At 73.0% G+C, this 22,301-nt stretch carries 21 protein-coding genes; 7 read left to right on the forward strand and 14 right to left on the reverse strand.

Annotated elements, in window-relative coordinates; all coding sequences use genetic code 11:
- Nucleotides 1-85 precede the first annotated feature (85 nt).
- The 5 genes from AB0G56_RS06370 to AB0G56_RS06390 all read right to left on the reverse strand — a co-directional run bounded on the left by AB0G56_RS06370 (nucleotide 86) and on the right by AB0G56_RS06390 (nucleotide 6,593).
- Nucleotides 86-1,126, reverse strand: coding sequence for a substrate-binding domain-containing protein (locus AB0G56_RS06370; protein ID WP_360964515.1), 1,041 nt, complete (start codon nucleotides 1,124-1,126; stop codon nucleotides 86-88).
- 17 nt (nucleotides 1,127-1,143) lie between these two features.
- On the reverse strand, nucleotides 1,144-2,163 hold the full coding sequence (locus tag AB0G56_RS06375) for an ABC transporter permease (RefSeq protein ID WP_360964517.1): 1,020 nt from the start codon (nucleotides 2,161-2,163) through the stop codon (nucleotides 1,144-1,146).
- Nucleotides 2,160-3,698: a sugar ABC transporter ATP-binding protein gene (locus AB0G56_RS06380; protein WP_360964520.1), complete on the reverse strand. Its 1,539-nt coding sequence runs from the start codon at nucleotides 3,696-3,698 to the stop codon at nucleotides 2,160-2,162. Before AB0G56_RS06380 ends, AB0G56_RS06375 begins: the two co-directional genes overlap by 4 nt.
- Before the next feature lie 374 nt (nucleotides 3,699-4,072).
- Nucleotides 4,073-5,254: an ROK family transcriptional regulator gene (locus tag AB0G56_RS06385; protein WP_360964523.1), complete on the reverse strand. Its 1,182-nt coding sequence runs from the start codon at nucleotides 5,252-5,254 to the stop codon at nucleotides 4,073-4,075.
- A 391-nt stretch (nucleotides 5,255-5,645) separates the two neighbouring features.
- Complete coding sequence (locus tag AB0G56_RS06390) at nucleotides 5,646-6,593, reverse strand: beta-ketoacyl-ACP synthase III (RefSeq protein WP_360964526.1); 948 nt, start codon at nucleotides 6,591-6,593, stop codon at nucleotides 5,646-5,648.
- A 280-nt stretch (nucleotides 6,594-6,873) separates the two neighbouring features.
- Here AB0G56_RS06390 and fdhD point away from each other — a divergent pair, with 280 nt between their 5' ends.
- Nucleotides 6,874-7,722 carry a formate dehydrogenase accessory sulfurtransferase FdhD gene (gene fdhD / locus AB0G56_RS06395; protein WP_360964529.1) on the forward strand — a complete coding sequence of 283 codons (849 nt, stop codon included), beginning with the start codon at nucleotides 6,874-6,876 and terminating at the stop codon, nucleotides 7,720-7,722.
- Between the two features lie 48 nt (nucleotides 7,723-7,770).
- Here the strand turns inward: fdhD and AB0G56_RS06400 are convergent, their stop codons facing one another.
- The gene (locus AB0G56_RS06400) at nucleotides 7,771-8,214 is read right to left on the reverse strand and encodes a MarR family winged helix-turn-helix transcriptional regulator (RefSeq protein ID WP_360964532.1); all 444 of its coding nucleotides are present in this window, start codon (nucleotides 8,212-8,214) and stop codon (nucleotides 7,771-7,773) included.
- A gap of 89 nt (nucleotides 8,215-8,303) precedes the next feature.
- Between AB0G56_RS06400 and AB0G56_RS06405 the strand changes: the two genes are divergently transcribed.
- Complete coding sequence (locus AB0G56_RS06405; RefSeq protein ID WP_360964535.1) at nucleotides 8,304-9,221, forward strand: zinc-binding dehydrogenase; 918 nt, start codon at nucleotides 8,304-8,306, stop codon at nucleotides 9,219-9,221.
- Between the two features lie 105 nt (nucleotides 9,222-9,326).
- Here the strand turns inward: AB0G56_RS06405 and AB0G56_RS06410 are convergent, their stop codons facing one another.
- On the reverse strand, nucleotides 9,327-10,409 hold the full coding sequence (locus AB0G56_RS06410; protein ID WP_360964538.1) for a bile acid:sodium symporter family protein: 1,083 nt from the start codon (nucleotides 10,407-10,409) through the stop codon (nucleotides 9,327-9,329).
- Nucleotides 10,410-10,592: 183 nt separating this feature from the next.
- On the opposite strand from AB0G56_RS06410, the gene AB0G56_RS06415 reads away from it, so the two are divergent.
- The 3 genes from AB0G56_RS06415 (at nucleotide 10,593) to AB0G56_RS06425 (ending at nucleotide 14,840) form a co-directional block, all read left to right on the forward strand.
- Nucleotides 10,593-11,456 carry a LysR substrate-binding domain-containing protein gene (locus tag AB0G56_RS06415; protein ID WP_360964541.1) on the forward strand — a complete coding sequence of 288 codons (864 nt, stop codon included), beginning with the start codon at nucleotides 10,593-10,595 and terminating at the stop codon, nucleotides 11,454-11,456.
- Between the two features lie 601 nt (nucleotides 11,457-12,057).
- On the forward strand, nucleotides 12,058-13,884 hold the full coding sequence (locus AB0G56_RS06420) for an AMP-dependent synthetase/ligase (RefSeq protein ID WP_360964544.1): 1,827 nt from the start codon (nucleotides 12,058-12,060) through the stop codon (nucleotides 13,882-13,884).
- 119 nt (nucleotides 13,885-14,003) lie between these two features.
- Nucleotides 14,004-14,840 carry an aldo/keto reductase gene (locus tag AB0G56_RS06425; RefSeq protein ID WP_360964547.1) on the forward strand — a complete coding sequence of 279 codons (837 nt, stop codon included), beginning with the start codon at nucleotides 14,004-14,006 and terminating at the stop codon, nucleotides 14,838-14,840.
- A 79-nt stretch (nucleotides 14,841-14,919) separates the two neighbouring features.
- Here the strand turns inward: AB0G56_RS06425 and AB0G56_RS06430 are convergent, their stop codons facing one another.
- The 3 genes from AB0G56_RS06430 to AB0G56_RS06440 all read right to left on the reverse strand — a co-directional run bounded on the left by AB0G56_RS06430 (nucleotide 14,920) and on the right by AB0G56_RS06440 (nucleotide 18,096).
- Nucleotides 14,920-15,882, reverse strand: coding sequence for a methyltransferase (locus AB0G56_RS06430; RefSeq protein ID WP_360964550.1), 963 nt, complete (start codon nucleotides 15,880-15,882; stop codon nucleotides 14,920-14,922).
- 212 nt (nucleotides 15,883-16,094) lie between these two features.
- Nucleotides 16,095-17,831, reverse strand: coding sequence for a glycoside hydrolase family 6 protein (locus AB0G56_RS06435; protein WP_360964553.1), 1,737 nt, complete (start codon nucleotides 17,829-17,831; stop codon nucleotides 16,095-16,097).
- A gap of 109 nt (nucleotides 17,832-17,940) precedes the next feature.
- Nucleotides 17,941-18,096 (reverse strand): hypothetical protein, encoded by a 156-nt coding sequence (locus AB0G56_RS06440; protein ID WP_360964556.1) that lies wholly within the window; start codon nucleotides 18,094-18,096, stop codon nucleotides 17,941-17,943.
- On the opposite strand from AB0G56_RS06440, the gene AB0G56_RS06445 reads away from it, so the two are divergent.
- Nucleotides 18,096-18,227, forward strand: a complete 132-nt coding sequence (locus AB0G56_RS06445; protein WP_360964559.1) for a hypothetical protein — start codon at nucleotides 18,096-18,098, stop codon at nucleotides 18,225-18,227. The genes AB0G56_RS06440 and AB0G56_RS06445 overlap by 1 nt on opposite strands.
- A gap of 97 nt (nucleotides 18,228-18,324) precedes the next feature.
- Here the strand turns inward: AB0G56_RS06445 and AB0G56_RS06450 are convergent, their stop codons facing one another.
- The 4 genes from AB0G56_RS06450 to AB0G56_RS06465 all read right to left on the reverse strand — a co-directional run bounded on the left by AB0G56_RS06450 (nucleotide 18,325) and on the right by AB0G56_RS06465 (nucleotide 21,371).
- Nucleotides 18,325-18,558, reverse strand: coding sequence for a cellulose binding domain-containing protein (locus AB0G56_RS06450; protein WP_360964562.1), 234 nt, complete (start codon nucleotides 18,556-18,558; stop codon nucleotides 18,325-18,327).
- Between the two features lie 473 nt (nucleotides 18,559-19,031).
- On the reverse strand, nucleotides 19,032-19,781 hold the full coding sequence (locus AB0G56_RS06455; RefSeq protein WP_360964565.1) for a class I SAM-dependent methyltransferase: 750 nt from the start codon (nucleotides 19,779-19,781) through the stop codon (nucleotides 19,032-19,034).
- 28 nt (nucleotides 19,782-19,809) lie between these two features.
- Nucleotides 19,810-20,115: a 4a-hydroxytetrahydrobiopterin dehydratase gene (locus AB0G56_RS06460; RefSeq protein WP_360964568.1), complete on the reverse strand. Its 306-nt coding sequence runs from the start codon at nucleotides 20,113-20,115 to the stop codon at nucleotides 19,810-19,812.
- Between the two features lie 146 nt (nucleotides 20,116-20,261).
- Entirely contained in the window at nucleotides 20,262-21,371 is a 1,110-nt protein-coding gene (locus tag AB0G56_RS06465) for an ADP-ribosylglycohydrolase family protein (RefSeq protein WP_360964571.1), read from the reverse strand.
- 39 nt (nucleotides 21,372-21,410) lie between these two features.
- On the opposite strand from AB0G56_RS06465, the gene AB0G56_RS06470 reads away from it, so the two are divergent.
- The gene (locus tag AB0G56_RS06470) at nucleotides 21,411-22,250 is read left to right on the forward strand and encodes a helix-turn-helix domain-containing protein (protein ID WP_360964574.1); all 840 of its coding nucleotides are present in this window, start codon (nucleotides 21,411-21,413) and stop codon (nucleotides 22,248-22,250) included.
- The last annotated feature ends 51 nt before the right edge of the window (nucleotides 22,251-22,301 follow it).

The raw sequence follows: 22,301 nt of genomic DNA on the forward strand, positions 1-22,301 counted from the left end.
CCACGGTGGGGGGTCGGTCGGTCCCGGCCCACCGGCGGTGCCGGAACCCGGTGAACGGCGGCCGGCTGTGCGCAGTGCGGCCGGCTCAGCGGAAGCCGGTGGGCATGTACTGGTCGACGTTGGTCTTGTCGACGACGGCCGAGTAGAGCGTGATCGACGACGGGATCTCGTACTCGGCGAGGCCGCCGACGCCCTTGCCCTGGCCGAGGGCGCGGGCGAGGTCGATCGCCGAGGCGGCCATGGTCGGCGGGTAGAGGACGGTCGCCTTGAGGACCCCGTTGTCCTGCTTGATGGCCTGGAAGGCGGTGAGGGCGCCCGCGCCGCCGACCATCAGGAAGTCGTCGCGCCCGGCCTGCTCGATGGCGCGCAGCGCGCCCACGCCCTGGTCGTCGTCGTGGTTCCACAGGGCGTCGAACTTCGGCTGTGCCTGGAGCAGTTGGGCCATCTTGGCCTGGCCGGACTCGACGGTGAACTCGGCGGCCTGGCGGGCCACCTTCCTGATGTTGGGGTAGTTCTTGAGGGCGTCGTCGAAGCCCTGGCTGCGCTGCTTGGTCAGCTCCAGGTTGTCCAGGCCCGCGAGTTCGACGACTCGGGCGTCCGCCTTGTCCTTGAGTTTCTCGCCGATGTAATGGCCGGCGTTGAGCCCCATGCCGTAGTTGTCGCCGCCGATCCAGCAGCGGTACGCCTGCGGGGTGTTGAAGACGCGGTCGAGGTTGACCACGGGGATGCCGGCGCGCATGGCCTTCAGGCCGGCCTGGGTGAGCGCCTTGCCGTCGGCGGGCAGCACCACCAGCACGTCGACCTTCTTGTTGATCAGCGTCTCGATCTGGCCGATCTGGGCTGCGGTGTCGTTGGAGCCCTCGGTGCTCTCCAGGCTGACGTCGGAGTACTTCCTGGCGCGGCTCCTGGCCTGGTCGTTGATGGCGTTGAGCCAGCCGTGGTCGGCCTGCGGGCCGGCGAAGCCGATGGTGACGTGCTTGCCCGGCTTGTCGTCGGCGGCCGGCCGGTCGCTGCCCGCGGTCTTCTCGTCCTTGGTCTCGTTGCTGGTGCAGCCGGTGAGGAGGGAACCGGTGGACACGGCGGCGGCCCCGAAGAGCAGCCCTCTGCGGCTCGTGAGTGGCGACATGGCGGTGAACCCTTTCCTCAGGTCGTGCTCGCGGTACGGCGCTGGACCAGCACGGCGGCGACGATGATCGCTCCCTTGGCGATCTGCTGGACGTCGCTCTGCAGGTTGTTCAGGGCGAAGATGTCGGTGATCGTGGTGAAGATCAGCACGCCGAGCACCGAGCCGGTGATGGTGCCGCGTCCGCCGCTGAGCAGCGTGCCGCCGATGATCGCGGCCGCGATGGCGTCCAGCTCGTAGAGGTTGCCGTTGGTGTTCTGGCCCGAGCCGGACAGGATGATCAGCAGGAAGGCGGCGATGCCGCAGCACAGCCCGGACAGCAGGTAGAGGTAGAGCCGCTGGCGGCGGACGTCGATGCCGGCCAGCCGGGCCGCTTCCGGGTTGCCGCCGACGGCGATGGTGCGGCGGCCGAAGGTGGTCCGGTTGAGCACCAGCCAGCCGATGACCGTGACGGCCGCGAAGACCAGGACCAGCGGCGGGACGCCGAGCACGTAGGAGTCGCGTTCGCCGAGGTTGAGGATGCCGTCGACGGTGACGACCTGGGTGCGGCCGTCGGTGATCTGGAGGGCCAGGCCGCGCGCGGAGGCCAGCATGGCGAGGGTGGCGATGAAGGGGACCATGCCGCCGTAGGCGACGAGCACTCCGTTGACCAGGCCGCAGCCCAGGCCGACCAGGACGGCGGTGAGGAGGATGCCGCCGAAGCCGTACTCCTGGGTGGCGACCGTGGTCGCCCAGACCGAGGACAGGGCGACGATCGCGCCGACGGACAGGTCGATGCCGCCGGAGGTGATGACGAAGGTCATGCCGACGGTGACGACCCCGATGACGGAGGCCTGGGTGAGGACGAGCTGGAGGTTGCGGGTGTCGAGGAACTCGTCCGGTTTGGTGAGCCCGCCGATGAGGACGAGCACGGCCAGCACCCCGAGGAGGGAGAGGGTGCGGACGTCGGCGCGGGCCGGCAGGCCGCGCCAGGCGGGCGGAGGGCTCGCGGTCGCTTGCTTGTCGGTGCCGCCCCGGGGCGGGGACACGTGCTGCGTCATGACGCCGGGCTCCCTTCACTGGCCACGGGGTGTGCGTCCATCACGAGGTCGAGTACGCGGTGCTCGTCGAGGTCGCGGGCGGGCGCGGTGTGCACGACGCGTCCCTCGCGCAGCACCAGGACCCGGTCGGCCAGACCCAGCACCTCGGGGACCTCGCTGGAGACCAGCAGCACCGCCAGGCCTTCGTCGGCGAGCCGCCGTACGACCGCGTACAGTTCGGCGCGGGCGCCGACGTCGACGCCGCGGGTGGGTTCGTCCAGCAGCAGGACGCGGCAGCCGCGCAGCAGCCAGCGCGCCAGGACGGCCTTTTGCTGGTTCCCGCCGGAGAGGGTGCGCACGGGCACGGCCGGGTTGTCGGGCCGCAGTGACAGTTCGCGGGTGGCGGCGTGGGCGGCGCCGCGTTCGGCGCCGCGGTCGAGCCAGCCGCCGCGCGAGAAGCGGGCCAGCGAGGAGACCGACACGTTGCGGGTGACGGACTCCAGCATGAGCAGGGCCTGCGCCTTGCGCTCCTCGGGGGCGAGTCCGAGGCCCGCGCGGACCGCCGCGCGCACGCTGCCCGGCCGTACCGGGCGGCCGCCGACCAGGACCTGGCCGGCCGTGGGCCTGCGGGCGCCGTAGACCGTCTCCAGGATCTCCGAGCGTCCGGACCCCACGAGCCCGGCGAGGCCGACGATCTCCCCCGGCCTCACGGCCAGGTCGAGCGGCGCGAACTCACCGTCCCGGGCGAGCCCCCGCACCTCCAGGACCGGGTCGCCCTCGGGCGCGGTGTCCGGCCGTGGAGGGAAGACGTACTCGACGTCACGGCCGGTCATCAGCGCGACCACCTCGCCGGTCGGTGTGGTCCTCGCCGCGAGCCCGCCCGCGACCGCCCGGCCGTCCTTGAGGACGGTGACCCGGTCGCCGATGCGGCGGATCTCCTCCAGCCGGTGCGAGATGTAGACGACGGCGACGCCCTGCCCGGTGAGGGCGGCGACGACACGGAAGAGGTTGTCGACCTCCTCCGGGTCGAGCGCGGCGGACGGTTCGTCCATGACGATGAGCCGTACGTCGTGGGAGAGCGCCCGCGCCATGGACACGATCTGCTGCTGCGCGGCGGACAACTCCCCCACCGGGCGCGCCGGGTCGATCTCCGGGTGGCCGAGCCGTTCCAGCAGCCGGGCGGTCGCCGTGCGGGCCGCTCGTCCGCGCACGACGAAGCCGGCCGCCGTGGGCTCGTGGCCGAGGTGGACGTTCTCGGCGACGGACAGGTGCTCCACCAGGTCGAGTTCCTGGTAGATGGTGGCGATACCGAGGCGCATGGCGGCGATCGGCGAGCGCAGGACGACCGGCTCGCCGTGCCAGCGGATGGTTCCGGTGTCGGGCTGGTGGGCGCCGGCCAGCACCTTGATGAGGGTGGACTTGCCGGCTCCGTTCTGGCCGAGCAGGCAGTGCACTTCACCGGCCCTGACGTCGAGGTCGACGCCGTCGAGGGCCCGGACTCCGGGAAAGGACTTGGTGATGCCGGACATGCTGAGCAGGGGTGGTTCCGATGCCATGTGGGTTCCCCTCGGCGGGCGGGGCGCGGGCCGGTTGGAGGGCGGGAGTGGTGGAAGCGGGGGATCTGGGAGCAGTTGTGGAAGCGCTTGCTCGCTCGCGGTGCGGGGCTTGGCCGGGTGGGGCGGACGTGCCGTGGATGTGGGCGTGCGAGGCAGGGCGGTTGCGGGGTGAGCGCTTGCAGGGCAGAGCGGAGCAGGGCGGGGCAGGGTGAGGCAGGGTGAGGCAGGGCGCTGTGCTGGTGGTGCGTGTGCCGTGGGCACGGCCCGTGGTGCGGCCGGCCGCGCTGGTACGCCGGGGTGTTGCGCCGGGGTCGGTATGCCGGGGTGTTGCGCCGGGGTCGGTATGCCGGGGTGTTGCGCCGGTACGGCCGGGCCTACGCGGGTGAGAACAGGTGGTCGCTGATGAGGCGGGCCGCGCCGATGATTCCGGCGGTCGGCCCCAACTCCCCCAGGACGATGGGGAGGTTGCCGGTCGCCAGGGGCAGCGACTGGCGGTAGACCTGGGTACGGATCGCGGCGAGCAGGGTGTGGCCCAGGCCTGTGACCCCGCCGCCGATCACCACCAGACCGGGGTTGAAGAAGGAGACGAGCCCGGCGATGACCTGACCCGTGCGGGTGCCGCCCTCCCGGATCAGGTCGAGCGAGGTGGCGTCGCCCGCCGACGCTGCTGCGGCGACGTCGACGGCGGTGAGGGTGCCGCCCGCGGCCAGCCGCGCCGCGAGTTCGGCGGACCGGCCCTGAGCGGCCGCCTCCAGGGCGTCCCGCGCGAGGGCCGCGCCGCTGAAGTGGGCCTCCAGGCAGCCCCGGTTGCCGCAGGCGCAGGGGCGGCCGTCGGGCACGGCCTGGATGTGGCCGATGTCGCCGGCGCTGCCCGTCGTACCGCGGTGCACCTCGCCGCCGGCGACGATGCCGCAGCCGATACCGGTGCCGATCTTGACGCAGAGGAAGTCGCCCACGGAGCGTGCGACGCCCGCGTGCTGCTCCCCCATCGCCATGAGGTTCACGTCGTTGTCGACCATGACCGGGCAGCCGAGTTCCTGGCTGAGCGCCTCGCGCACCGGGAAACCGTCCCAGCCGGGCATGATCGGGGGCGCGACCGGGACGCCCTCGGGGAAGCGGACGGGGCCCGGGACACCGATCCCGGCACCGTCGTACCCCTCGGCGAGCCCGGAGGCCCGGAGCTTCGCCGCCATGGCGAGGACCTGTTCGAAGACCGCGACCGGGCCTTCGCGCACGTCCATCGGCTGGTTGAGGTGGCCCAGCACCTCCAGTTCGGCGTTGGTGACCGCGACGTCGACGGAGGTGGCGCCGATGTCGACGCCCAGGAAGCGCAGGGTGGGCGCCAGCCGGACGTTGTGGGAGCGCCGGCCGCCGCGTGAGGCGGCGAGGCCGTCGGCGACGACCAGTCCCGTCTCCAGGAGACGGTCCACCTCCACGGCCAGTTTCGACCGGGAGAGGTCGACCTGGTCGCCGAGTTGGGCGCGGGAGCTGGGGCCGGAGTCGCGCAGCAGCCTCAGCAGCCGGGCCTGGTGCGTGTTGGCGGGTCGAGCGGTCATGCGTCTCACGTGCCCCTCCCCGCCTCAATTCGGCCATTCGTTCCGGGCTTTCGAGGGGAACGTAGCAGTGACCGCCGAAGCTGGGAAGAAGCTGTGCACGAATTGCCGCCGACTTTCTCCTCTCACAGGACAAAGGGCGGCGGTACGGAGTCGGCGCGCGGCTGCCGCCGCCGGGGTGCGCGGGGGCTCAGGATCGCCCGCTCTCGGGGCGCGACCTGCGGAGTACGCGGTGTGCTCGCGCACCGGGCGGGCGGCACGCTGCCCGTCGTGGCCGGCGATCGCGTCGACGAGGCCACGGTGCTGGACCCGTCGAGAGGGAACTCGGCACCCGACCCGCCTTCCACACGGGCCGGTTGCCCCGCCGCACAGGGCAATCAGGGCACCCGGTCACTCAGGGGCAGCGCACGACCTGACCGGCGTAGGAGAGGTTGCCGCCGAAACCGAACAGGAGCACCGGGTCCCCCGGCCGCACCTCGCCCCGCTCGACCAGTTTCGACAGGGCGAGCGGGATGCTCGCGGCCGAGGTGTTGCCGGACTCCACGACGTCGCGGGCGACCACGGCGTTGACCGCGCCGATCCGGCCGGCCAGGGGTTCGACGATGCGCAGGTTCGCCTGGTGCAGGACGACGGCGGCGAGGTCCTCGGGCGCGACACCGGCCCGCTCGCAGGTCTGCCGGGCCAGCGGCGGCAGCTGTGTGGTGGCCCACCGGTAGACGCTCTGCCCCTCCTGCGCGAACCGCGGGGGCGTGCCCTCGATCCGTACCGCGTGGCCCATCTCCGGCACCGAGCCCCACAGCACCGGGCCGATGCCGGCGCTCTCGCCGGGCGCGCAGGCCTCGACCACGGCCGCGCCCGCCCCGTCGCCGACCAGGACGCAGGTCGACCGGTCGCTCCAGTCGGTCACGTCGGTCATCTTGTCGGCGCCGACGACCAGGGCGCGGGTCGCGGCGCCGGCCCGCACGGTGTGGTCGGCGGTGGCCAGGGCGTGGGTGAAGCCGGCGCACACGACGTTGACGTCCATCGCGGCCGGCCGCGGGACGCCGAGGCGGGCCGCGACGCGTGCGGCGGTGTTGGGGGAACGGTCCACGGCCGTGGAGGTGGCGACCAGGACCAGGTCGATGTCGGCCGGTGCGAGACCGGCCGCCGCGAGCGCCTTGGCGGCGGCGTGCGCGGCGAGTTCGTCGACCGGCTCGTCGGGCGCGGCGACGTGCCGGGTGCGGATGCCCACACGGCTCCTGATCCACTCGTCGCTGGTGTCGACCAGGGCGGCCAGGTCCTCGTTGGTGAGCACCTTGGCGGGCTGGTAGTGGCCGACGGCGGCGATGCGCGAGCCGTTCATGGAGGGTCCCCCTCGTTGCCGTGGGTTGCGGAGGGACCAGTCTCATCAGTGACCCGCGGGTAGGAGGGCAGGCGATGCCACAGGAAACGCGGGCCGGGCTTGTCGGCTTCCGTCAGGCACGCGGGGGGCTGTCGGGGCCCGGGTGCCTGGCAGGAGTCGCGTGCAGGACAATGAGACCGTCGGGGCCACCGCGCCGGACGGCGGCCCGGGGGCGCGCGGCACCCTTCGCGACAAGGGCCGTTTCGGCCACAGCACGTACAGAACCGGGACTGATCAGGACATGGGACGAGTCACGGAACGACGCAAGGTGCTCCGCATCCGGGACGGGGCCCTCTCCTCGCGCCCGGACACGCTGGTGGCCGAGGAACCGCTGGAGATCCGGCTCAACGGCAGGCCGCTGGCCATCACCATGCGCACCCCGGGCGACGACTTCGCGCTGGCCGCCGGCTTCCTGGTCAGCGAGGGGGTGCTCGGCGCGGCGTCGGACCTGGTGAACATCGTGTACTGCGCGGGGGCGACGGCGGACGGCATCAACACGTACAACGTGGTGGACGTGAGGACCGCGCCGGACGTCGTCCTGCCCGACATCACTCTCGAACGCAACGTCTACACCACGTCCTCCTGCGGCCTGTGCGGCAAGGCCAGTCTCGACGCGGTCCGTACGACGGCCCGCTGGCCGATCGCCGACGAGCCCCCGGTGCGCGTCACGCCCGGCCTCCTCACCAGCCTGCCCGACCGGCTGCGCGCGGCCCAGCGGGTCTTCGACCGTACCGGCGGGCTGCACGCGGCGGCCCTGTTCACCGACGACGGTGAGCTGCTGGACATACGGGAGGACGTGGGCCGGCACAACGCGGTCGACAAGCTGGTCGGCCGCGCCCTGCAGAACGACGCCCTGCCCCTGTCCCGCACGATCCTGCTGGTGTCCGGCCGGGCCTCCTTCGAGCTGGCCCAGAAGGCCGTGATGGCGGGCATCCCGATGCTGGCGGCGGTCTCGGCACCGTCCTCACTGGCCGTCGACCTGGCCGCGGAAACGGGCCTGACCCTGGTGGGGTTCCTGCGGGGCACCTCGATGAACGTCTACGCCGGCGAGGAGCGCATCGCCCTGCGGGCCCCGGCGGGGCAGGGCTGACCCGCGCACCGGCACTGCCGGCGGGCAGCCCCGCCGGCGCCGCCCCCCTCACTCACGCGTGCCCGACACCCGTACCAGCAGGTCCATGAAGACGTCGCGTTCCTGGGCGGACAGCGGCGCCAGCAGGGTCGCGTTGGCCGCGCGGGCCGCCTGTTCGCAGCGCGCCAGCAGGCGGGCGCCCTCGGCGGTGAGGGAGACCGCGTTCTTGCGCCGGTCGGTGGGGTCGGGCTCGCGCAGGACGTGACCGGCGGCCTGGAGGTCGTTGAGGACGCCGACCAGGTCCTTGGGGTCGAGCCCCACCCCGCGGCCGAGGTCGGCCTGGGCGACGGGAGCGAGGTCGCGGACGGCGGAGAGCACCACGTGGTGCCACATCTTCAGCCCCTCCGCCGCGAGCGCGTCGGCGACCAGGGCCCTTCCACGGGCGGCGGCCCGGCCGAGGAGCCAGCTGGGCAGGGAACGGATCTCGGCGAGGGGAGCTTCGGCTTCACGCATGGCGGCAGCCTAGCCACAAAACCGTTGGACTTCCCCATGAACGAGAGATACCGTTGGGGCTCCCAACGAACGCCTGTCCTGGAGGTGCGATGCGCCGCGTGCGGTACCGGTCGACCGGTGGCCCCCTGTTCGTCGAAGAGACACCCGTGCCCGAGCCGGGCCCCGGCGAACTCCTCGTGCGCTGTGCGGCCGTCGGGGTCACGCTCCCCGTCGTCCGCAAGGTCACGGAGGCGGCCGAGCCGATCCCGCTGGGCGGGGAGGTCGCCGGCGAGGTGACGGCCGTCGGCGCGGACGTCACCCGTTTCCGGCCCGGCGACCGGGTGACCGGGCTGTGCTTCGGGCACGGGTACGCCGACTTCGCGCCGCTGCACGAGGCCATGGCCTCCCCCGTCCCCGCCGGTGCCTCCTTCGTCGAGGCGGTCGCCCTGGTCCGCAGCGGCCTCGTCGCCCTCGGCGCCCTGGCGGCCGCCCGGCCGGAGCGGGGCGATTCGGTGCTCGTGACGGCGGCGGCCGGCGGCGTGGGGCACCTCGCGGTGCAGCTCGCCCGGGTGCGGGGCGCGGCCCGCGTCGTGGGCGCCGTCTCCGACCCGGCCAAGGCGGACTTCGTCCGCTCCCTCGGGGCCGACGAGGTGATCGTCTACGGCGACGACGACTGGGGCGACCCCGTCGACTGCGTCCTCGACGCGGTCGGCGGAGACCTCCTCGCCCCGGCGGTCGCCGCGCTCGCACCGGGCGGACGGCTGGTGGCGTACAGCTCGGGCGGCGGGACGATACGGGCGTACGACCTGCTCGTCGGTGCCCGGTCGGTGATCGGCTTCCAGATGGCGCGGATCGCCCGCGAGATGCCCGAGCGGTACGAGCGGTGGCGGCAGGAGCTGTGGCGGCTGTTCGAACAGGGGCTGGTACGGCCCGCTGTGCACGCCGAGTTCGCGCTGGAGGACGCGGCGAAGGCGCACGAGGCGATCGAGTCGCACGGCAACCTGGGCAAGGTGGTGCTGCGGCCCTGACCGGCCCCGCCACCCGGCCCGGACCCGCCCCGCCCGGATCTGCCCGGCCCGGCCCGGATCTGCCCGGCCCTGCGGCGGCGCCGGGCGGGGCCGCCGGGCCCTGCGTCACCGTGTACGGGAAGCCGTACCGACCCCGGTGGCTGCCGCGTGCGACTCCCGCGCCGACGCCCCCTCCGGTTCCGGCTCCCGCTCCTGAGGTCCCCGCCCCTCCGTCTCCCCCGCCTCCGGATCGCGCGACCTGCGCTTGGCGATCACCGCGCACACCATGAGCTGCATCTGGTGGAAGAGCATCAGAGGCAGCACGGCCAGCGAGGCGTGGGCGCCGAACAGGACGCTCGCCATCGGCAGCCCGGAGGCGAGGGACTTCTTCGACCCGGCGAACTGGATCGCGATGCGGTCCTGCCGACCGAAGCGCAGCGCCCTGGCCCCGTACCAGGTCAGCGCGAGCATCACGGCGAGCAGCACGGCCTCCACGAGGAGCAGGGCACCGAGCCGCAGCGGGCTGATCTGGTGCCAGATGCCCCGGACCATGCCCTCGCTGAACGCGGTGTAGACGACGAGCAGGATCGAGCCGCGGTCGACGAGCCCGAGCACCTTCTTGTGCCGGGCCACGAAGCCCCCGATCCAGCGGCGCAGCAGTTGTCCCGCGACGAACGGCACGAGCAGCTGCAGCACGATCGTGACCAGGGAGTGCGCCGAGAAGCCGCCGCCGCTGCCGAGCAGGGCCGCGGCGAGCAGCGGGGTGAGGATGATCCCGACCAGCGAGGAGAAGGAGCCCGCGCAGATCGCGGCGGGCACGTTGCCGCGGGCGATGGAGGTGAAGGCGATCGACGACTGGATGGTCGAGGGGACGAGGGTGAGGAAGAGCAGGCCCTGGTAGAGCGGCTGGTCCAGCAGCACCGGGACCAGGCCGCGGGCGGCGAGGCCGAGCAGCGGGAAGACCACGAAGGTGCAGGCCAGGACGGTGACGTGGAGCCGCCAGTGCTTGAGGCCGTCCAGCGCCTCCCGGGTGGACAGCCGAGCGCCGTAGAGGAAGAACAGGAAGGCGATCGCGGCGGTGGAGGCGCCGGAGGCCACGGGGGCGGCCGCGCCACGGGCCGGCAGGAGCGCGGCCAGGCCCACCGTGGCCAGCAGCAGCACGATGTACGGGTCGATCGGCATCCGACTCGGCGGGCGCAGGCGTTTCACGGTGCTCCACTTGCTCGTCACTCGGGCGTGGCGGGGCGGGGACCGTGCGGACCCCGGCAGGGAGCCCACGGGTCCCCGCTCCCTCGTCTCGGCTCCATCGTCCCGCCCGCGACGGCGATCGGGAAACCGGGATACCGCTCTGACTGTCATCACGTTCCGCGATGAGCGGGTTAACCTGGGTCCGTGTACGACCCCGCTCACCTGCGCACCTTCCTCGCCGTCTCGCAGACGCTCAGCTTCACCGGGGCGGCCCGGCGGCTCGGGCTGCGCCAGTCGACCGTCAGCCAGCACGTGCGCCGGCTGGAGGACGCGACCGGCCGGCTGCTGTTCACCCGCGACACCCACTCGGTCGAGCTGACCGAGGACGGTGAGGCGATGCTCGGCTTCGCCCGCCGGATCCTGGAGGTGCACGAGCAGGCGACAGCGTTCTTCACCGGCACGCGGGTGCGCGGCAGGCTCCGGTTCGGCGCGTCGGAGGACTTCGTGCTGACCCGGCTGCCGGAGATCCTGGAGGGCTTCCGCTACGACCATCCCGAGGTCGACCTGGAACTGACGGTGGAGCTGTCGGGCACCCTGCACGAGCAGCTGGCCGCCGGGAAACTGGACCTGGTGCTGGCCAAGCGGCGGCCCCAGGACCCGAGCGGAGAACCGGTCTGGCAGGACCGGCTGGTGTGGATCGGCGCGGAACGGCTGCGGCTGGACCCCGACCGGCCGGTGCCCCTGATCGTCTACCCGCCGCCGGGCATCACCCGGGCGCTCGCCTTCGAGGCCCTGGAACGGCAGGGCCGCCCGTGGCGTGTGGCGTGCACCAGCGGCAGCCTCAACGGGCTGATCGCCGCCGCCCGCGCGGGCCTCGGTGTGATGGCGCACTCGCTCGGGCTGATCCCGCCCGGCCTGGTCCGCGTTCCGGAGCGGGCCGGGCTGCCGGAGCTGGGCGGGGTGGACTTCGTCCTGGTCCACGGCCGGCACCGCCCCTCGGCCCAGCACGCGGCCGACGCGCTGGCCAAGGCGATCCTCACGGGCGGCGAACGGCTGCACCGCCGCTGACCCGGTGCCGGCGGGGGCGCCGGCCCGGACACCGCGTGGACGGCGATCGGCAGCGGCCGCGAAGGCGGGCAGGCGCGGAGGCGGGCGCGAACGCGGGCAGACGCGGAGGCGGGCAGACGCGGAGGCGGGCGCGAACGCGGGCAGACGCGAAAGCGGGCGCGAAAGCGGGCAGACGCGGAGGCGGGCGCGAACGCGGGCGCGCGGTCCGCGGCCGTGAGGGAGGCGGCCCGGCAAGGGTGACCGTCCGCGGGCCCGGCGGACCCCCGTCCCGGTCCCGGAGGTGGCCGTCCGCGGGGCCCGCGCGTGACCGTCCACGGGCTCCGCGGGCGGGGGTCCGCCGGGCCGCCGGCGCCGTCGGGGGTCGTACAGATTCGGTGGAGATACCGGCACCGAAACTTACTGAACCGTAAGAAACTCTGTCCGACCCTTACCCATGTGAGCGCATTTTCCGGCGCTGACCTCGGCGGACGTGAGCACCACTCGCTTTCGGCCCCCCTGCCGCCCCGCATTCCCGTGGGGTAGCTTTCACGGCGCTGTGCGGAGCGTCACCGGCGCCCCGGAGGCGAACCGGACCGAGCGGGACCGAGAGCGGGAGCGGGGTTTGCGCGAGTTCACCAGCCCTCCGTCGACGTCGGCACCGCCGGTGGGCGGCCTGGCCGACGTCGTCTTCCAGCATGCCCAGGACGACCCGCTGCGCGTCGCGCTGGGCCGCAAGGACGAGTCGGGCAGGTGGCGTGATGTGACCGCCGCCGAGTTCCGCGACGAGGTCCTCGCCCTCGCCAAGGGGCTGCTGGCCCAGGGCGTCCGCTTCGGCGACCGGGTCGCCATCATGTCCCGCACCCGCTACGAGTGGACCCTCTTCGACTTCGCGCTGTGGACCATCGGCGCCCAGGTGGTGCCGGTCTACCCGACCTCCTCGGCCGAGCAGTGCTCCTGGATGCTCTACGACGCCGAGGTGTCGGCGGCCGTCGTGGAGCACGAGGACCACGCGATGACGATCGCCACCGTCATCGACCGGCTGCCGCGCCTCGGCCGGCTGTGGCAGCTCGACTCGGGCGCCCTGCAGGAGCTGTACGACGCGGGCGCGCACATCGAGGACGAGGTGGTGCACCGGCACCGCGAGGCGGTGACGCCCGAGTCGGTCGCCACGGTCATCTACACCTCCGGCACCACCGGCCGTCCCAAGGGCTGCGTCCTCACCCACGGGAACTTCATGACCGAGGCGGACACGGTCATCGACCGCTGGGAGCCGGTGTTCCACTCCCGCAGGGGCGACGAGGCCGCGACGCTGCTGTTCCTGCCGCTCGCACACGTCTTCGGCCGCATGGTGGAGGTGGCGGCGATCCGCGGCCGGGTCCGCTTCGGCCACCAGCCGCAGCTGCACGCCGCCGCGCTGCTGCCGGACCTCCAGGCGTTCCGGCCGACGTTCATCCTCGCGGTGCCGTACATCTTCGAGAAGGTGTTCGGCGCGGCCCGGCGCAAGGCCGAACGGGAGGGCCGGGACGGTCCCTTCGAGAAGGCCGTGGACGTGGCCGTGAGGTACGCGGACGCCGTCGAGGCCAAGGCGTGGGGCCTGGGTCCCGGCCCGTCGGCCGCCCTGCGCATGCAGCACCAGCTGTTCGACAAGCTGGTGTACTCCAAGGTGCGGGCGGCCATGGGCGGCCGGATCCGCAACGCGATGTCCGGCGGCTCGGGCATGGACCGGCGGCTCGGCCTGTTCTTCGCGGGCGCGGGCGTGCAGGTCTACGAGGGCTACGGTCTGACCGAGTCCACGGCCGCCGCCACCGCCAACCCGCCCGAGCGCACCCGCTACGGCACGGTCGGGCAGCCGATCCCCGGGGTCACCGTGCACATCGCCGACGACGGCGAGGTGTGGCTGCGCGGCGGGAACGTCTTCCAGGGCTACCTCAACAACCCGAAGGCCACCGACGAGACGCTGCACGACGGCTGGCTGGCCACCGGTGACCTCGGCGCGCTCGACGAGGACGGCTACCTCACCATCACCGGCCGCAAGAAGGAGATCCTGGTGACCTCCGGCGGCAAGAGCGTGGCGCCGGGCGTGCTGGAGGAGCGGGTGCGCGACCATCCACTGGTCTCCCAGTGCATCGTCGTCGGCAACGACCGCCCCTACATCGCCGCCCTCATCACCCTCGACCACGAGGCCGTCGAGCACTGGCTGAAGATGCGGAACAAGCCGAAGCCGGCCCCGGCCCAGCTGGTGCGCGACCCCGACCTGGAGACCGAGGTGCGGCGCGCGGTGGTCGCCGCGAACACGCTGGTGTCCCAGGCGGAGTCGATCCGGACCTTCCGCATCCTCGCGCAGCCCTTCACCGAGGAGCACGGCCTGCTCACGCCGTCGCTGAAGCTGAAGCGCAGGGCCATCGAGAACGCGTACCCCGACGAGGTGGAGGCGCTGTACCGGGCGTGAGCCGACCGGCCGGCCGGATCGGGCGGACCGGCCGGATCGGGCGGTCAGGAATGCGTCACCGCTCGTGATCGTTGAGCATATGAGTACCACTTCGACGACAACCGAAGGATCAACAGCCCGTGAGCAGCCAGGTCCCCCCGATCATCCTCAACAACGGCGTCGAGATGCCCCAGCTGGGCTTCGGCGTCTGGCAGGTGCCGGACGACGAGGCCGAGCGCGCGGTCACCACCGCCCTGGAGGCCGGGTACCGCAGCATCGACACAGCGGCGATCTACGGCAATGAAGAGGGCACCGGCAAGGCCATCGCCGCCGCCGCTCTCCCCCGCGAGGACGTCTTCGTCACCACCAAGCTCTGGAACGCCGAACACGGTTACGACAGCACTCTGCGCGCGTTCGACGCGTCCCTGGCCAAGCTCGGCCTGGAGTACGTCGACCTGTACCTGATCCACTGGCCGCTGCCGGCCCGGGGCGCGTACGTGGACACGTACAAGGCGTTCGAGAAGCTCCTCGCCGACGGCCGGGTCCGGGCCATCGGCACCTCGAACTTCCTGCCGGAGCACCTGCGGCAGCTGATCTCCGAGACCTCGGTGGTCCCGGCGGTCAACCAGATCGAACTGCACCCGCACCTCCAGCAGCACGCCGCCCGCGAGTTCCACGCGGAGCAGGGCATCGCGACCGAGGCGTGGTCGCCGCTCGGCCAGGGCAAGGGCCTGCTGGAGGTCCCGGCGATCGTGGCGATCGCCCGGAAGCACGGCCGCACCCCCGCCCAGGTGGTGCTGCGCTGGCACGTGCAGCTCGGCAACATCGTCATCCCGAAGTCGGTCACGCCGTCCCGGATCAAGGAGAACATCGAGGTCTTCGACTTCAGCCTGGACGACGAGGACCTCGCGGCGATCAGCGCCCTGAACGAGGACCGGCGGCTGGGTCCGGACCCGGCGACGTTCGACGTCGTCTGAACCGGCGGGCCACCGGCCGAGGCCCTTCCGCGTCGTGTGCCCCGCACCCGCTGTCCGGCGGGTGCGGGGCCGGAGCGACTCAGCCGATGCGGACGGCCGTGTACACGGTGTGCGCCTTCAGCACGAAGACGTCCTTCCTGCGGTGCACGCTCGCCTCGTCCTCCGGGTCGAGGAGCCGGTCCAGCGTGGCCCGGTCCTCCGCGCCGAGGGCGTCCGCCGTCCCCTCCCGCAGCCGGCCGAGGGTGGCGGCGACGTAGGCGCGGGCCGGTTCGGAGACCGGCGCGGGCAGGTCCAGGAGGAAACTGCGGGTGCCGGTGTGCTTGAGCCCGGCCGAGGCGAGGAGCGCGGGCCAGTCCTCGGTCTCGGCGACGGAGTCCGTCAGGTCCTCGCGCATCCGGCTGAACCACTCGGCCTCGACCGCGTCCAGGCGGGCCTGCAGGCCGGGACGCCCGATGCCGATGTGCCGGGGCAGGTAACGGGCGGGCAGGCCGCCCTCCAGCAGGGCGAGGGTCCCGCCGGGCGCCAGCCGCTCGGCGCACGCCGCCAGGGCGGCCCGCTGGTCGCCCAGGTGGTGCAGGCTGTTGCTGGCCCACAGCAGGTCGGCGGGGTACTCCAGGTCGGACAGGACACCGGGGAGTTCGCCGGTGACCGTGGTGAAGCGGTCGGCGAAGCCGAGCCGGGCGGCGCGGGCGGCGGCCCGCTCCAGCAGCGGCGCGGAGCCGTCCACCGCCACGACCCGGGCGCCCGGGAAGGTCTCGGCGAACAGGCAGGAGACCACACCGGGACCACTGCCCGCGTCCACGACCAGGCCGGGTTCGGCCACCTCCCGCGCCAGCCAGGCCATCGCCCGCCGGTACAGCGGGGCGAAGAGTTCCGCCTGCGACTCCAGCAGCGGGGCCATCACGGCCCAGTCGAGGTCGGCGTGCCCGTGGTGCCCGTGGTGCCCTTGGTGCTCCTCGTGTCCGTCGGGCCCGCCCGGTCCCGGGTGCCCCTGGTGGCCGTCGGGGTGCGGACCGTCGTGGCCCCCGTGCTGCTGCGCCATGGTGATCAGCCTCTCGTCTCGGTGCGGCCAGGGTGCGCCGCCGCACCGGGCCGGGGCCAGTCCACTTGCCGATACGGCAAAAAATCGCGCGCGGAATTGCCTTCCCGGTCCCCGGCACGAAGCCGGGGACCGGCCCGGGAGAGCCGACCGTGGAGGACGGTCGGCGCCTTCACCGCGGACCGGGCCCCGGCGGATCACCTACGCGCCACAGGTCATGGCAGCGGCGGGTAGGCGTTCTGCATCAGCTGCTGGAACTGGGCGGAGAACCAGTGCCCGGCCAGCGGCGCGTCGGGCAGCGCACCCGTGGGATTGTTGCCGTTGCGCGCGTTGCCCCCGTACGTCGGGTCGCACATCCGGTCGAAGCCCTTGCCCTCGTCGTTGGAGATGGCGGAGCTGGACCCGTCCGACTCCCCCGGCGGCTTCACCCACACGTAGGCGTCGATCCCGGCGGCCGGGGCGGCGGTCGGCCGCTCGCCGAGGCCCGCGCCGCTCTGGTTGCACCAGTTCCCCACGTGGATGCGGCGGTCGGTGCGACCGCCGTTGACGTAGGCGTCCACCGAGGTCAGCGGGCCGGCCCCGGTCGGCCGGGCGGCGCCGCCCCAGCCGTTGCGGGAGGTGTCGATCAGCATGCCGATGCCGGAGTCGAACCCGGCCGCGACGAGCTTGTCCCGCAGCGCCTGCGCGTACGACTGCTCGTCCACGTACTGGTTCCAGTCCACCCACTTGGCCTGGCGCACCGTCTGCCCGTCGACGCTGTCGGTGACCTTGAAGTACGGCTCCTTGGTGGCGCTGTAGTTGGCCGTGTTGACGATGAACCCGGCCACGTCGTGCACGCTCGCGCCGTTGCTCGTCGCGACCTTCTGGAACTCCGTGACGGACGGGCCGAGGTTGGAGTCCCAGCCCAGCCAGCCGTGGTGGGCGGCGTCGATGTAGTTGTAGACGTTCGGGATGGCGCCGAGCTTGTCCAGGGCGTAGCCGACGCCCTTCTCGTAGTTGCCGTTGGACTTCATGGTCACGCAGGCGTCGGTGGTGGTGTTGGTGCCGCCGGCGTTGGTGACCAGGTTGGGCAGTGAGTCGGGCTCGATGACGGTCGCGATCCGCAGGCCCGCGTACTTCGGGTCGGACAGGACGGCGGCGATGGGGTCCATGTACTGGGACTTGTACCGGTCGATGTCGGTGGGACCCAGTTCGCCGTTGGAGGCGAGCGCCGCGCAGTCGCGTCCGGGCAGGTCGTAGATGACCAGCTGGACGACGAGTTCGCCGGAGCCCTTCTGCTTCAGTGCCTCGTCGAGGTGGTCGCGCAGGCCCATGCCGCCGTCGACGCCCTCGATGGTGGCGATGCGGTCGAGCCACACGGCGGTGGGCTGGTTGGCGATGCGGCTGCCGCCCGGTTCGGCGGCGGCCTTCGCGGACCACTCGGGGTTCACGTAGACCTTGGCGCCGTCGTACGGGTTGTCGGCGCGCCCGCTCGGGTCCGTGGTGCCGCCACCCGGGTCGGTGGTGCCGCCACCCGGGTCGGTGCTGCCGCCGCCGTCGACGTTGCAGGTCACGCCGTCGAGAGTGAAGGTGGCCGGGACGGCGTTGGTGCCGCTGTAGGTGCCCTGGAAGCCGAAGGCGGCGCTGGAGCCGGTGGCGAGGGTGCCGTTGTAGCTCTCGTTGGCGGCGGTGACGGCGGCACCGCTCTGGGTGATCTTCGCGTTCCAGCCGCTGGTGACCTTCTGGTCCCCGGCGTAGGACCACTTCAGGGACCAGGACGACTTGGCGGCGCCGTTGTTGGTGACGGTGACGGCGGCCGTGAAGCCGGTGCTCCACTGGTTCTGCACCTGGTAGTCGACGGTGCAGGGCGCGGCGGCGGCGCCGGCGCTTGCGGGTACGGCGGTGAGTGCCAGGCCCGTGCCCCCGGCGACCAGGGTCAGGGCGGCGAGCATCGCTGTTCTGCTGCGGCTCATGAGTGGGGAATTCCTCCTGTGGGAAGGGAAGAGACCTGCTGACGTGCCTGTGGTGCGTTGGTGTCCCTCTTGCATGTGGTGCATGTGGTGCCTGTTGCGCGGGAGGGGGTCAGGGGTTGAGGGCGCGCAGGTGGTCGCGCAGCCCGGTGCCGTACGCCGTGGGCGTACCGTCGCAGTCGGTGATCAGGGCCGGTCCTGAGGAGCAGTCCCAGGTGTTCCAGGTCCAGCCGAGGTAGGACAGGCCGTGGTCGTCGAACCACTTCAATGACGCGGTCGACGAACCCGTGGGAGCAGGTGTTCTCGCCGATCTCCCCCGCGACCAGCGGCACCTGGGCCGCGACGGGGGCGAGCGTGGAGTTCCAGCAGCTCTCACCGGCGCAGGTGTCGAAGTCGTAGACGTGGTAGGCGGCGACGAGATTGCCGGCCGGGTCGTCGGGCCGGTAGGTCAGCCACTGGCTCAGGTCGTCGGAGTAGGCGAGCCCGCCGGCCAGGATCACGTTCTTCGCCCCGGTGCCGCGTACGGCGTCCAGGCCGCGTTCCAGCCCCCGGTGACCCCGCTGCCGTCCGGGAGATCGAAGGTCAGCCGCCAACTGCTCAGCGGCGCCTGGTGGTTGGTGATGGTCACGGCGGCCTGGAAGCCGGTGTCCCACTGGTTGGTGACGGAGTACTCCACCGTGCACGCGGGGGCGGCTCCCTGCGCCGAGACCGCCGGTACGACCACGCTCATGACGAGCGCGACCGCCGAGGCGGCGGCTAAAAGTACTGAACGCGGGGGGTGACGCATGAGCGACTCCTTGCAGACCGGGCGTGTCGTGGCGGACGCGCCGACTGATGGAACCGCTCCCACTGGTGCGAGTGAAGGTAGCGCCAAGTGCCGGTGAAGAACAGGGGGCTTCCTGACTTTCGGCGGACTTTCCCTCGACCCCGCTCGTCAGAGGGGTTCCGAATGTTTTCGGTCCGTCAAGGACTTGACCGTTCCCTGACACATCCGCACTATGGGAGCGCTCCCACTGGTCATGGCTTGTCGCCCCGCCCCGCTTCTCCCCCGCTCCCTCCCCCCTTTTTCCGAGGGTGCCCGGCCCGCAAGGTCGTCCGAGCGCGCCCGGCCCGCACGGAGAGGAACCGGTTCATGCCTCCCTGACGAAGACGCACACGCCTGCTGAAGACGACGCAGGAGCGGACGCGCCGCGCCCTTGCTGCTCAGCCGGCGGCCGGCTTGCGGAACGCGCGCAGGCCGAAGACCGGATCGGGGCGCGGCCGGTCCTGGTCGGGCAGGGCTGCCAGCCGGGCGGCGAAGCCGTCGGCCAGCGGATCGCCGGGCGGCAGCGTGACGAACCAGCCGCGCCGCAGGTCGGCGACGGTACGGCGGGGGCTGCGGCCCTGGCCGCGCCCCCAGAAGCGCGCCTTTGCCGCCGGGACCAGGCCGAGCGCGACGGCGTACCCGGTGACCAGGCCCTCCGCGTCCCGGGCCGGGCTCGCCGGCCGGGAGGCGAGCACGGCGTCGATGTCGCTGCCCACGTTGTGCGCGGCGGCCTTGTCGACCGTGGTGACGTACACCCCGCCGGGCCGCAGTACGCGGGCGCACTCGGCGACGACGGCGCGCGCGTCGGTGTCGCTCGGTGCGAGGTGGAGCAGCCAGACGCTGGTGACCGCGTCGAAGAGGCCGTCGGCGAAGGGCAGGCGGCGGATGTCGGCGCGGACGACGGCGCCGGGCAGCCGCGCGGCGGCCCTGCGGGTCATGGCCGGGGCCAGGTCCACGCCGGTCACCCGCGCCGCGGGACGGGCGGCGGCGAGGCGGCGGGTCACGATGCCGGTGCCGCAGTCGGCGTCGAGCAGGTGACGGGTGCCCTCGGGCAGGAGGCCGAGGACCGCACCGGCCGCGGCGGCGGCCCGGGGCTCGCCGCCGCGCGCGGTGTCGTAGCGTTCGGCTTCCTCGTCGTAGTCCAGCACGCGGCCCCCCGGTCCCGTCCGGCGCGGTTCAGCTCGCGCCGTGGACCGGCGCCAGGTCCTGCACCCGCTGGGCGAGCCGGAAGTCCAGCTCGGTGACGGCGCCGCCCGCGCTGTGCGTGTTCACGCTGAGGGAGACGGTGTTGTAGCCGAGGGTCAGGTCGGAGTGGTGGTCCAGTTCCTCCTGCACCTGGGCGATGTGCACGACCATCGCGGTCGCCGCGAAGTGCGAGCCGAGCCGGTAGGAACGGGTGAGGCGGTCGCCGTCCAGGGACCAGCCGGGCAGTTCCGCCAGCCGGTCCTCGATCTCCTTCTGCGACAGCGGTTCTACGGGCATGGGCCGGCTCCCTTCCTGGGCGTCGCCGGACGGCGCGCCTGTGGTGGCGGTCTGCGGGCGAACCGGTCCGGCCGCCCCTTCAGCCTGCCCTGTTCAGCCTGCCACAGGAAGGTCGCCGGGTCCCGCGTCCGCGGGGCGGGCGGAGGTCAGGCGGGCACGGATCCGGCCGCCAGGTCGTCGGCGAGGGCGGCGATGCGGGCCCGTCCCTCCACGCGCTCCACCCAGGCGTGCGGCAGACCGTGGTCGCCGTACCGGGCGCCGAGGATGTTGCCGCAGATCGACCCGGTGGAGTCGCTGTCGCCCGAGTGGTTGACGGCCAGCAGCAGGGCGTTCTCGACACCGGAGGCGGCGAGGGCGGCGTAGACGCCGATGGCCAGGGCCTCCTCGGCGACCCAGCCGGCGCCGAGCCGTTCCACCTGCTCCGCGCTCGGGCTGCCCTCGGCGGCCAGGTCCAGGGCCCCGGTGAGGGCCGCTGTGGTCTCCTCGTGGCCGGCGTGGCGGCCGAGCAGGCGCAGCGAGCGCAGCACCGCGCCCTCGACGGAGTCCCCGGCCACGACGCAGGCGATGATCGCGGCGAAGGCGCCGGCCGCGTAGTAGCCGGTGGGGTGGCCGTGGGTCATCTGGGCGCAGCGGGCGGCGCTGTCGAAGGCCGACTCGGGGCCGGCGCCGGTGAGCCCGAAGGGCGCCGAGCGCATCACCGCGCCGCAGCCCTTGGAGTCGGAGTTGATGGGTCCGGGCGCACCGAGCACGGCGGCGGGGTCGGGCACGAGGTCGAGGGCGAGGCCGGACATGCAGGCGTTGCCGGGCGCACGGCGGGAGTACAGCCACGCCTCGGTGACCAGGCCGCCGCGCGGGCCGGCGTAGGAGCCGCCGGTGGGTCGGGCGAGTTCGCTCGCGTGCGGTCCGGTGCGGCTCTGGGTCTCCAGCCAGCGCTCGTAGGCCCAGCGCACCAGCCGGAAGCCGCCGCTGCCCAGGCGGGTGCCGTGGCCCTGCTGCTGGGCCTGGCGGATGCCCTCGGCGGTGAACAGGGTCATCTGGGTGTCGTCGCTGATCAGGCCGACCTCTCCGGCTTCCGCGGCGGCGGTGACCAGGCCGGTGAGGCCGCGCGGGCCGTGCGTGGCGCGGATCCGGTCCAGGGCGCTGAACTCGATCGGGTAGCCGAGGGCGTCCCCGACGGCCCCGCCCAGCAGGCAGCCGCGCACCCTGGCCCGGTACACGGCCGTCGCCTCCCCGGACGGCTTCCACAACTCGCTCATGCGCCCACTCCTCGCAGTGGTTCGACTACGGTCGTACGTATGACCATTCTCGCGACCGGTGACGTCCGGGTCCCCACCGCCCCCTCGGACCGCGGCGTGGGCCCGCTGCTGCGGGCCTGGCGGGAGCGGCGGCGGATCAGTCAGCTGGAACTGGCGCTGCGCGCCGACTCCTCGGCCCGGCACATCAGTTTCGTCGAGACGGGCCGGTCCCGGCCGAGCGAGGAGATGGTGCTGCGGCTGGCCGAGCACCTGGACGTGCCGGTGCGCGAGCGCAACGCGCTGCTGCTGGCGGCCGGTTACGCCCCGCACTATCCGGAGACGTCGCTGGACGACCCGGCGCTCGGCGCGTTGCGGGAGGGACTTGAGCGGCTGATCCAGGGCTACGAGCCGTATCCGGCGCTGGTGGTCGACGCGGTGTACGACGTGGTCGCGGCGAACCGCGGTGTGGCGATGCTGCTGGAGGGGGTCCCGGAGCGGCTGCTGACCGAGCCGCTCAACGCGATGCGGCTGACCCTGCACCCCGAGGGTCTCGCCCCGCGCATCCGGAACCTGCGCGAGTGGCGCGGGCATCTGCTGGCGCAGATGGAGCGGCAGATCGCGCTGCACCGTTGTGAGGCGCTGCGGGCACTGCACGAGGAGGTGGCCGCGTATCCGCTGCCGGAGCAGGTGGCGGGCGCGGTCGAGGAGGAGGCGGCCGGGGAGGTGCCGTACTTCGCGCTGCCGATGCGGATCGAGCACGAGGGCCGGGTGCTGTCGTTCGTGTCGTCGATCTCCACCTTCAACACGCCCATGGACGTCACGGTGGCGGAGCTGGCGATCGAGACGTTCCTGCCGGCCGACCCGGCGACCGTGAAATACCTACGCACGACGATGCCTTGACCGGGTGTGACACACTGCTGCGCGAATGTCGGCGCGCGTGGGGAGGCGTGG

The organism is Streptomyces sp. NPDC021356 (assembly GCF_040641015.1).
GTDB lineage: Bacteria > Actinomycetota > Actinomycetes > Streptomycetales > Streptomycetaceae > Streptomyces.

What these genes read in the sequence shown, in the direction of transcription:
- AB0G56_RS06370 (WP_360964515.1), bottom strand. Translation starts at nt 1,126, where the DNA reads ATGTCGCCACTCACGAGCCGCAGAGGGCTGCTCTTCGGGGCCGCCGCC.
- AB0G56_RS06375 (WP_360964517.1), bottom strand. Translation starts at nt 2,163, where the DNA reads ATGACGCAGCACGTGTCCCCGCCCCGGGGCGGCACCGACAAGCAAGCG.
- AB0G56_RS06380 (WP_360964520.1), bottom strand. Translation starts at nt 3,698, where the DNA reads ATGGCATCGGAACCACCCCTGCTCAGCATGTCCGGCATCACCAAGTCC.
- AB0G56_RS06385 (WP_360964523.1), bottom strand. Translation starts at nt 5,254, where the DNA reads ATGACCGCTCGACCCGCCAACACGCACCAGGCCCGGCTGCTGAGGCTG.
- AB0G56_RS06390 (WP_360964526.1), bottom strand. Translation starts at nt 6,593, where the DNA reads ATGAACGGCTCGCGCATCGCCGCCGTCGGCCACTACCAGCCCGCCAAG.
- fdhD (WP_360964529.1), top strand. Translation starts at nt 6,874, where the DNA reads ATGGGACGAGTCACGGAACGACGCAAGGTGCTCCGCATCCGGGACGGG.
- AB0G56_RS06400 (WP_360964532.1), bottom strand. Translation starts at nt 8,214, where the DNA reads ATGCGTGAAGCCGAAGCTCCCCTCGCCGAGATCCGTTCCCTGCCCAGC.
- AB0G56_RS06405 (WP_360964535.1), top strand. Translation starts at nt 8,304, where the DNA reads ATGCGCCGCGTGCGGTACCGGTCGACCGGTGGCCCCCTGTTCGTCGAA.
- AB0G56_RS06430 (WP_360964550.1), bottom strand. Translation starts at nt 15,882, where the DNA reads ATGGCGCAGCAGCACGGGGGCCACGACGGTCCGCACCCCGACGGCCAC.
- AB0G56_RS06435 (WP_360964553.1), bottom strand. Translation starts at nt 17,831, where the DNA reads ATGAGCCGCAGCAGAACAGCGATGCTCGCCGCCCTGACCCTGGTCGCC.
- AB0G56_RS06445 (WP_360964559.1), top strand. Translation starts at nt 18,096, where the DNA reads ATGACGCGGTCGACGAACCCGTGGGAGCAGGTGTTCTCGCCGATCTCC.
- AB0G56_RS06450 (WP_360964562.1), bottom strand. Translation starts at nt 18,558, where the DNA reads ATGAGCGTGGTCGTACCGGCGGTCTCGGCGCAGGGAGCCGCCCCCGCG.
- AB0G56_RS06460 (WP_360964568.1), bottom strand. Translation starts at nt 20,115, where the DNA reads ATGCCCGTAGAACCGCTGTCGCAGAAGGAGATCGAGGACCGGCTGGCG.
- AB0G56_RS06465 (WP_360964571.1), bottom strand. Translation starts at nt 21,371, where the DNA reads ATGAGCGAGTTGTGGAAGCCGTCCGGGGAGGCGACGGCCGTGTACCGG.
- AB0G56_RS06470 (WP_360964574.1), top strand. Translation starts at nt 21,411, where the DNA reads ATGACCATTCTCGCGACCGGTGACGTCCGGGTCCCCACCGCCCCCTCG.